The sequence below is a fragment of the Arsenophonus sp. ENCA genome, assembly GCF_002287155.1.
GTDB classification, from domain to species: Bacteria; Pseudomonadota; Gammaproteobacteria; order Enterobacterales; family Enterobacteriaceae; genus Arsenophonus; species Arsenophonus nilaparvatae.
Map to the genome: position 1 here is coordinate 1 of NZ_NHNG01000747.1, position 7,116 is coordinate 7,116.

General features: G+C 37.2%; 9 protein-coding genes and 1 pseudogene. 4 read left to right on the forward strand and 6 right to left on the reverse strand.

Annotation, left to right across the window (positions count from 1 at the left end):
• Window positions 1-251, forward strand: a 251-nt coding sequence (locus CBG25_RS19395) for an IS30 family transposase (protein ID WP_290603699.1), incomplete at its 5' end; no start/stop codon positions are given.
• On the opposite strand, the gene CBG25_RS19400 is transcribed toward CBG25_RS19395, so the two are convergent.
• Entirely contained in the window at window positions 237-383 is a 147-nt protein-coding gene (locus tag CBG25_RS19400; RefSeq protein WP_290608697.1) for a hypothetical protein, read from the reverse strand. The two genes, CBG25_RS19395 and CBG25_RS19400, sit on opposite strands and share 15 nt — an antisense overlap.
• Before the next feature lie 471 nt (window positions 384-854).
• On the opposite strand from CBG25_RS19400, the gene CBG25_RS19405 reads away from it, so the two are divergent.
• Window positions 855-1,085: a hypothetical protein gene (locus CBG25_RS19405; RefSeq protein ID WP_290608699.1), complete on the forward strand. Its 231-nt coding sequence runs from the start codon at window positions 855-857 to the stop codon at window positions 1,083-1,085.
• Between the two features lie 186 nt (window positions 1,086-1,271).
• Here CBG25_RS19405 and lpxM read toward each other — a convergent pair whose 3' ends face one another.
• From lpxM to znuA, 3 genes are all read right to left on the reverse strand, one after another.
• Window positions 1,272-2,243 (reverse strand): lauroyl-Kdo(2)-lipid IV(A) myristoyltransferase, encoded by a 972-nt coding sequence (gene lpxM / locus CBG25_RS19410; RefSeq protein ID WP_290608701.1) that lies wholly within the window; start codon window positions 2,241-2,243, stop codon window positions 1,272-1,274.
• A 128-nt stretch (window positions 2,244-2,371) separates the two neighbouring features.
• Window positions 2,372-3,721, reverse strand: coding sequence for a murein DD-endopeptidase MepM (gene mepM / locus CBG25_RS19415; RefSeq protein ID WP_290608703.1), 1,350 nt, complete (start codon window positions 3,719-3,721; stop codon window positions 2,372-2,374).
• A 23-nt stretch (window positions 3,722-3,744) separates the two neighbouring features.
• The gene (znuA, locus tag CBG25_RS19420) at window positions 3,745-4,710 is read right to left on the reverse strand and encodes a zinc ABC transporter substrate-binding protein ZnuA (protein WP_290608705.1); all 966 of its coding nucleotides are present in this window, start codon (window positions 4,708-4,710) and stop codon (window positions 3,745-3,747) included.
• A 74-nt stretch (window positions 4,711-4,784) separates the two neighbouring features.
• Here znuA and znuC point away from each other — a divergent pair, with 74 nt between their 5' ends.
• Together znuC and znuB are read left to right on the forward strand one after the other, a co-directional pair.
• Entirely contained in the window at window positions 4,785-5,549 is a 765-nt protein-coding gene (gene znuC, locus CBG25_RS19425) for a zinc ABC transporter ATP-binding protein ZnuC (protein ID WP_290608709.1), read from the forward strand.
• Window positions 5,542-6,327, forward strand: a complete 786-nt coding sequence (gene znuB, locus CBG25_RS19430) for a zinc ABC transporter permease subunit ZnuB (RefSeq protein WP_290608711.1) — start codon at window positions 5,542-5,544, stop codon at window positions 6,325-6,327. The genes znuC and znuB overlap by 8 nt, the downstream gene beginning before the upstream one ends.
• Before the next feature lie 110 nt (window positions 6,328-6,437).
• Here the strand turns inward: znuB and CBG25_RS19435 are convergent, their stop codons facing one another.
• A complete protein-coding gene (locus CBG25_RS19435; RefSeq protein ID WP_290608707.1) occupies window positions 6,438-6,902 on the reverse strand; it encodes an Ail/Lom family outer membrane beta-barrel protein in 465 nt (154 codons plus the stop codon).
• Between the two features lie 2 nt (window positions 6,903-6,904).
• A pseudogene (locus CBG25_RS19440) lies at window positions 6,905-7,116 on the reverse strand (hypothetical protein); the annotation flags it as partial.

The window sequence follows — 7,116 nt, forward strand, 5'->3', positions numbered from 1 at the left end:
TGCATAAACAGATAACTGAGATCACCGGTGCTAATGTCTTCTTTGCCAGGCCTTATCACTCATGGGAGCGTGGTTTAAATGAACACAGTAACGGACTTATCCGCCGTTTTTACCCAAAAGGAACGGACTTCAACTCAGTCACGGACAACGAGATTGCAGAACTTGAGCATATACTTAATACTCGGGGACGAAAATCGTTGGGCTATTTTTCTCCAAATGAAGTATTTTTAGCTCATCTAATGGCTGCATAACGTTTTATGGGTTTGTTGCGTTTCGACTGGGAATGGGCCACGGGTTCTGTCGGTAACAATCGCATCACGTCGGCGAAGAAGTGCACTGAGATAACGGACATTTTCAGGCGGAGGAACCCATCGTTCAGGCACTTTAAGTGCGCCGTAACAGGCGAGCATGAAGGATGCGCAAGCGCGGGGTTTCCTGCTACCCGATAAGTCCCCCCCTGGCTTCGGCGGTTTTCCATTCGGTTATCTTTGCGATTTCAATCTGCCGCCTTAAATGTCCTGACGGACATATTTAAAAATATCCGCTATAATTTTATAGCTGGATGCCCCAATATCTCTGACCTTGCCATATTTAGGGGAACACACATCCAGCATCTCCAAATATAAAAAAAGCCCGCCAAGAAGAAGCGGGTTTCCCTGATATTGGTGTGATGCGACTCAAAATCAGAAGTGGCGGTATTTCATAATTGATTTTAGAAGTTATGAGCTAATACCGAATCGATATTATCTCATCGAATAAAATCCCCTAGGTGCGTTTAACGCACCTATATTGATAGCCTTTTTTATGTCTTACGAATACGTTGCTGGCAATCATACAAGGCGGAGATAGGTGTTATGTCGATTAAAGCAGACAATATTTCTAATAAACATATAATTTCTGCTTTAGGCGTTATTAAGAATAATGAATATATTATCCCATCTTCAATAAATATTACCACCAAACATTTAACTAACCACCAGGATGCAGGCATTAAAGCATCCGAAGGGATCGTCACACTTGAGACTTATAAAGGAAAAGGTTATTTTGATGAAAATATAAAACAAAAATTTTATAAACTTAATTAATTAGTTTCTTAGCCATAATTTAACTGACTGACAAAATATCTAATTGTTTTTATTAATATGTCTTATTTCATCAAAAATATTATTTTTTTATTACATTTATTATGGGATAAAAAAAGTAAAAATATATTATAAATAATTTTATTGCTATCTTACGCCGCTTGATTAGCTATCAAGCGGTATTTTTTATTAATAAAGATCATCGCGGCAATAAGGCTCTATCTCGCCGGCTTTACGCGTTTTTAATAATTTTAATATCCAGGTATATTGTGCCAGATAGGGTTTAACTAAATATTCCAACTCTTCGTTCATGCGCCTGGCAATATAGTGATTACTTTGCCCAGCAATATCAGCCATTGGCTCACGAATATAGATATGTAATTGGTGAGCTTTATAGTCATAAACCGGAAATAATGGCACAATCTCCGCTTTACAAACCTTCATCAACCGCCCTACTGCCGGTAAGGTTGCTTTATAGGTTGCAAAAAAATCAACAAACTCACTATGTTCTTCACCATGATCTTGATCTGGTAAATAAAATCCCCAATAACCTTGCCTGACACTAGTAATAAAAGGTTTAATGCCCGCTTCACGAGAATGTAAACGACCACCAAAATGATGACGTGCTTTGTTCCATAAATAATCAGCCACAGGATCCTTTTGATGATGAAACATGGCTGCCATTTTTTGACCTCGAGCCGCTAATAACATGGCTGGAATATCAACCGCCCAACCATGAGGTACCATAAAAATAATATTACGCTGTTGCTCTTTTAATTGTTCAATAATTTTTTCATTATGCCAATGAGTTCGTGCTAAAGTTTTATCTACGCCGCGTAAAACTAATTCGGCTAATATTGCAAAAGATTGCGGTGCTACAGCAAACATTTCATCAACATATTTCTCTCTTTGCTGCTCCGTCAATTCTGGAAAACAATAAAGCAAATTAATTTTTGCCCGCCTACGCGAGCCTTTTGCTAACTTACCAATTAACTTACCCATTTTTGCCAGTAACAGATCGCGTAACTTAATAGGCAAATAAGCTGTTCCAGCTAATAGCAATGCACCAACCCACATCCCCCAATATCTGGGATGTAGGTAAATACGATGAAAGGTAGGAATATAACCAAGTTTGCTATCTGTATCCTGTTCTTTATTCATTAGTACACTCAAATACAACGTATAAAAATCTAAAATACATTATAATATTAACCTTATGATTTACAGAAAATAATTATGGCAGTAAATAAAATGCTATTTCACAACCTAATTAGCTAACAAAAATCATATTAATTGCTTGCCAGCTTCGATTTATTCTCTTTAACGGATGCCAGAAAGAGTTGACGATCTTTACCTGTTAATCCACCTGAGTGAGGTAAATTAGCTGTTAATGGGTTAACTGCGCGCTGATTAAACCATAACTCATAATGAAGATGAGGGCCGGTAGTACGTCCAGTATTACCTGATAATGCTATGCGTTCACCTCTTTTTACTTTCTGACCTGGTTTAACCAATAATTTACGTAGATGCATATAACGAGTGGTATACTGACGCCCATGACGAATAGCAATAAAATTACCGGCCGCTCCACTATATTTCGCCACGATAACTTCACCATCACCAACCGCTAATATTGGTGTCCCGACGGGCATAGAAAAATCAACTCCCTGATGAGGAGCTGGACGCCCTGTTACTGGATTTATACGACGCAAACTAAAAGGAGAAGATACTCTAAAGGTTTTGGCTGTAGAATAACGTAAGAAACCGCGTTCTAAGCCATTAGCTTCACTATCATAATAGCGACCATTTTCAGCTCGAAAGGCATAGTAATTCTTACCATTAGTTAATAAATGAACCCCCAACAATCGACTCTGTTCACTGTGACCATCAAGCATTTCACGACTTAACAAGACCGAAAATTTATCACCTGACTTTAGCTTACGTAAATCGATCTGCCATTGTAGTGCTTTAGACACTTCACGTGCTTCGTTATATGTTAAGCCTGAATTAACTGCACTAGAGGTAAAATTACCGTTTATTTTACCTTGGATAACCTTATCAGCCCAAACACCTTGACGAATTTGCTTCTCTTCATTAAAAGTACTAGAGGCACCTTGGCGAGTATAAACACGTGTTTCTCGCTGTGAAATAATCCATGTTAGGGCCTGTAATTCTCCATCTTTATTCAATTCCCAGCTTAACGTTTGCCCTATTTGCAAATTCCGTAACGCTCGGTGTTGATTAGAAAGAGCTGCCACATCACCAGCATCTAAACCATACTGAGTTAAAATACTAGTCAGATTATCACCGTTTGAAACAACATGTTCATCAGGTGTATCAGCTCCCTTTTCATCAGTTACCCCTTCATCAGGTAACTGTTCGCTGCTATCGGTGATAATATCATCAGTATCCGAGTTATCTACTTGGCTGGTATTAGTTTCACTTTTATCTTTACTACCAAGAATAATACCTGGTTTTATTGGCGATGATTCTTGAGAAATATTTTCATCTTTATCATCGGGTTGAATAACAACAGGCCGCCAAATTGCGACAGCCAATGTTGCTATGGTTAATGTGCCTAGCATAATTTTATGCGGTTTAGGCAAATTGCCATATACCTGAACGATAGTCTTCGCCATCTGCTGCACGTATTAAATTCCTTCTAGTTCTTATCCAAGCAGCTTTTAAATTGATTAGATAACGCTGTTAAAAATTCCACATAGCTATCCTTACTTAATCCGATGCCGCTCCCTAATGGATCTAATGTCCCCATATATACATCGGTATCTTTTATAACAGCTTTAATCACCGCTGGCCTGAATTGTGGTTCAGCAAAAACACAAACTGCTTTTTTCTGAGCCAACATTGTTCTTATTTGATATAGTCTTTGGGCGCCAGGCTGAATGATAGGATTAATAGTAAAATAACCTAATGAGGCTAAATGATAGCGTTTTTCAAAGTAACCATAAGCATCATGAAAAACAAAATATCGCTTATCTCCAACCGACTGTAACATCTTAGCAATATTTTGATCAGTTTGCGTCAATTTCTCATCGAATTTACGAAGGTTTACGTCCAACTGTTTTTTATATTTAGGATATAAAGCGACTAATCGGTGGTGGATAATGTTAGCAGCAATACGTGCAATGTCTGGTGACAACCAGATGTGCATATTATACTCACCATCTGAATGATGCTCATCATGATCATGATGATGACCATGAGAATTTTTATTATTTACCACTGTGCTATCTTCGCTGCTTTTCAGTAAACGTGCTTTTATAGCTGGATCTTCAGCTAATGTGATCCGTTTTTCAGTGGGTAATTGTGCTAATGGTTTCTCTAAAAAAGTTTCTAAATTTGAGCCAACCCAAATGAAAAGATCAGCAGTTTTGATCTTTTCCAAATCGGAAGGTTTTAAAGCATAATCATGGGGTGAAGCACCATCAGGTAATAATATTTGTACATCAGTAACACCATTAGTAATGGCTGCGGCAATAAAACTTAACGGACGAATTGACGTAACTACATCAGCTTGAGTAGTAGATAAGAAACTGAGTAATAGTCCAGCAAGAATGCATTTTTTTCCCATAATTTTTTGAACAATTTTTTTTGTTTTGTGTAACATAGAATAGTTTCCATAGACTAATTTTGATAATGTTATATTATAACACTTTAACCATCCTGCAAGAATTATTTACCATGCAAACGCTATTAAGCTTAAAAAATATTGCTGTTAGTTTTGGTTCACACCAAATTGTCGAAAACATCTCCTTTGATCTATATGCTGGAGAAATATTAACACTATTGGGGCCAAATGGTGCTGGTAAATCTACGCTAGCTAAAATACTTCTCGGCCTAATTACCCCTAGTCAAGGAGAAATAATTTACCAAGCCAAATTACGCATCGGTTATGTGCCACAAAAATTATCGCTGGATATGACAATGCCTTTGACCGTTAAACGTTTTATGACATTAAAACCTGAGGTAAAAACTACTAATATTATTCCTGCTTTAATACGTGTTGGCGCAGATCATCTTATCGAGCAACAAATGCAAAAACTATCAGGCGGGGAAACTCAACGTGTTCTGCTTGCCCGTGCTTTACTGAATCAACCACAATTACTTGTTTTAGATGAACCTACACAAGGCGTAGATATCAATGGTCAAGTCGCTTTATATAATCTAATTGATAATATTCGTACCGAATCAAATTGTGCTGTTTTTATGATTTCACATGATCTCCACCTTGTGATGGTAAAAACTGATAAAGTACTCTGTATTAATAAACAAATATGCTGCTCTGGCCGGCCAGAGGATGTGGCTTTAGATCCCGAATTTATTGCTATGTTCGGCCATCGTGGGATAGAACAGATCGGTATCTATCGCCACCATCATCATAATCATCAATGCGATTTAAATAATGAGATTGATGATAAACCTACAGGGAACTGTCATCATGATTGAACTATTACTACCTGGGTGGTTAGCCGGTATGCTGTTAGCCATTGCCGCAGGACCACTAGGCTCTTTCGTTGTCTGGCGGCGTATGTCATATTTTGGTGATACTCTCGCTCATGCTTCATTACTTGGTATCGCTTTTGGTTTATTACTCAATGTTAATCTGTTTTATGCCGTTATTGCTATCACCCTTCTTCTTGCAATTTTATTAGCCTGGCTAGAAAAGCGTCCACATCTGGCCATCGATACCCTATTAGGCATAATGGCGCATAGTGCCTTATCACTTGGATTAGTCGTCGTCAGTTTAATGGACAATGTTCGTATGGATTTGATGGCTTATTTATTTGGTGATCTATTATCGGTAACCAGCGAGGATATTTTTTCAATCGCGATAGGTGTTGCTATTGTTTGCTCAATTATTGTCTGGCAATGGCGTAACTTACTGTCAATAACAGTTAATCAGGATTTAGCTTTTGTTGATGGCGTAAAAATACAGCAGCTTAAGGTATTATTAATGCTGGTTACTGCCCTTACCATAGGTATTGCCATGAAATTTGTTGGGGCTTTAATTATTACATCATTATTAATTATTCCTGCCGCTACTGGTAGACGATTTGCCAAAACACCAAAGCAAATGGCAGTAGTTGCTATTATTATCGGTATGTTTGCCGTGACAGCAGGACTTGCTCTGTCTGCCTATTACGATACACCAGCAGGGCCCTCAGTTGTGATCTGTGCCAGTGCTTTATTTGTATTAAGTTTATTTATTAAAATAAAAAACTAATCTATTCGTGCGATAAAATAAATTATTTTTAAAATTGCATAAACACCCTATTCCCTCACTACAAATCAATTAATTATGACTTGTAGTGAGTTTTTATTGTGCTAATCAAATTAGAACCGGTAACCAACACCAAGCATCCATGTGCCGACTTTTATATTTTTTAAATTAGTATGTTCAAAAGATAATTTGGTATGTTCATAAGTAACATCAATAGCTAAATTCTCCACCGGATTAATTTGTAAACCCGCACCATAAACTAATTCAATTTCAGTGTCTTTAAAAGCATTTGCAAATGCTAATTTTGCCTCAACTCTACCACGAGCCGCTCCAATTAAGCCATAAAGACTAATATAGCGATTAAAACGATAGCTAGGACCAAAACTTAATGAAGAATAAATTATATCTACATTAGCAACTTTAATATCATAAATTTTCAAATAATCTTCTTGATTAGTATAAGTTAACGAACCAATAAAACCCCAGTGATTATCAATTTCATAACGATATTTAATATTAATACCCTTTGGTTTATCCTGAAATTCTTCATCTTTAAATTGTACACGAGTTTCGCACAAAACTAATTTGGGTACGCTAATAAAACACGGATGTGCTCAGCAATAGCATTTTTGATTACGTCCCAATTTTGTTGATAAAGGGTTATTTTTTCAGATATACGACGTTTATGTTGTTCAAACCACGCAGAAATAGCGAGAAAAATATGATTTCTTTGCGCTCGGCTCGTGCGAGCCTGACAGCGTTCAATACCACAATTTTGTTTAACTTCTCGAT

Excerpts from the sequence above, each read along its gene's own strand:
- CBG25_RS19405 (WP_290608699.1), top strand. The coding sequence starts at position 855 with ATGTCGATTAAAGCAGACAATATTTCTAATAAACATATAATTTCTGCT.
- znuA (WP_290608705.1), bottom strand. The coding sequence starts at position 4,710 with ATGTTACACAAAACAAAAAAAATTGTTCAAAAAATTATGGGAAAAAAA.
- znuC (WP_290608709.1), top strand. The coding sequence starts at position 4,785 with ATGCAAACGCTATTAAGCTTAAAAAATATTGCTGTTAGTTTTGGTTCA.
- mepM (WP_290608703.1), bottom strand. The coding sequence starts at position 3,721 with ATGGCGAAGACTATCGTTCAGGTATATGGCAATTTGCCTAAACCGCAT.
- lpxM (WP_290608701.1), bottom strand. The coding sequence starts at position 2,243 with ATGAATAAAGAACAGGATACAGATAGCAAACTTGGTTATATTCCTACC.
- znuB (WP_290608711.1), top strand. The coding sequence starts at position 5,542 with ATGATTGAACTATTACTACCTGGGTGGTTAGCCGGTATGCTGTTAGCC.